The organism is Stakelama sediminis (assembly GCF_014199335.1).
GTDB lineage: Bacteria > Pseudomonadota > Alphaproteobacteria > Sphingomonadales > Sphingomonadaceae > Sphingomonas > Sphingomonas sediminis.
Genome location: NZ_JACIJI010000021.1, coordinates 1 through 1,321 on the forward strand (window position 1 = coordinate 1; position 1,321 = coordinate 1,321).

The following is a 1,321-nucleotide window of genomic DNA, read 5'->3' on the forward strand; positions in this document are numbered from 1 at the left end:
TGAACCGCGCCGGGTTTGCCGGAGGCCGTTGGATGTGAGTCACGCTGCCATATCGATGTTGTCCGCGGCAGCATAATATTGTTCTTCGGCTTCGGCGGGCGGGATGTTGCCGATGGGTTCGAGCAGCCGGCGGTGGTTGAACCAGTCCACCCATTCGAGCGTGGCGTATTCGACGGCTTCGAAGCTGCGCCACGGGCCACGCCGGTGGATCACCTCAGCCTTGTAGAGTCCGTTGATCGTCTCGGCCAAAGCGTTGTCGTAGCTGTCGCCGACGCTGCCGACCGAGGGCTCGATTCCGGCCTCGGCAAGTCGCTCACTGTATTTGATCGAGACGTATTGGCTGCCGCGATCGGAGTGATGGATGAGACCGCCGCTACGCGCCGGTCGGCGATCATGAAGGGCTTGCTCGAGCGCATCGAGAACGAAGCCGGCATGGGCGGTCCGGCTCGCTCGCCACCCGACGATCCGTCTTGCGAACGTATCGATGACGAAGGCGACGTAGACGAACCCGGCCCAGGTCGCGACATAGGTGAAGTCCGAGACCCAGAGCATGTTCGGCGCCGGCGCGCGAAACTGCCGGTTGACGCGGTCGAGCGGACAAGGCGCTGACCGATCGCCGACCGTTGTGCGCACCGGCTTGCCTCGGATCACCCCCGCCAGTCCCATCGCCCGCATCAGCCGCGCGACTGTGCAACGGGCGACATCGAATCCCTCCCGCTGTAACTGCCGCCAGACCTTGCGGACACCATAGACCCGGAAGTTGGCCTCGAACACGCGCCGCACCTCGATCCTGAGCGCAGCATCTCGCCGCGCCCGCGCCGACAGGCGCAGTGGATCCCGTCGCTGCGCGACATGGGCATGGTAGGTTGATGGGGCGATCGGCAGAACCCTGCAGATCGGCTCGACCCCATGAACAGCACGCTGATCGTCGATGAACGCGATCATCGCTTGAACGGGCGGTCGAGCTCCGCCTGAGCAAAATATGCCGACGCCTTGCGCAGAATCTCGTTCGCCTGGCGCAACTCGCGGTTCTCGCGCTCCAGAGCCTTCAGCTGCGCCGCGACATCGCTCGGCACACCGGCGCGGGCGCCACTGTCGATCTCCGCCTTCTTCACCCACTCGTGCAGCGTCTGCGCTGCACAGCCAATCTTCGCTGCGATCGACACTACCGCCGCCCAGCGCGACGAATGGTCCTTCTCGTGTTCCAGCACCATCCGCACCGCCCGGGCGCGGACCTCAGGTGAAAACTTGTTCGTCGTCTTGCTTGTCATAGCCCCTTACTCTCAGGAGTTGGGGCCTCCGACAAACCCGGCGCGGTTCA

The 1,321-nt window shown here is 64.5% G+C and carries 1 protein-coding gene and 1 other annotated feature; the gene reads right to left on the bottom strand.

The window, feature by feature from the left end:
- Positions 1–39: 39 nt before the first annotated feature.
- Positions 40–1,271 (bottom strand): IS3 family transposase gene (locus tag FHR23_RS16420; protein WP_425506381.1). Its coding sequence is split into 2 segments (ribosomal slippage): positions 40–974 and positions 974–1,271, totalling 1,233 coding nucleotides; the frame shifts between segments, so codons are not numbered across the junction.
- Positions 871–987, bottom strand: a sequence feature (AL1L pseudoknot). It overlaps the preceding gene by 117 nt.
- Positions 1,272–1,321: the final 50 nt, after the last annotated feature.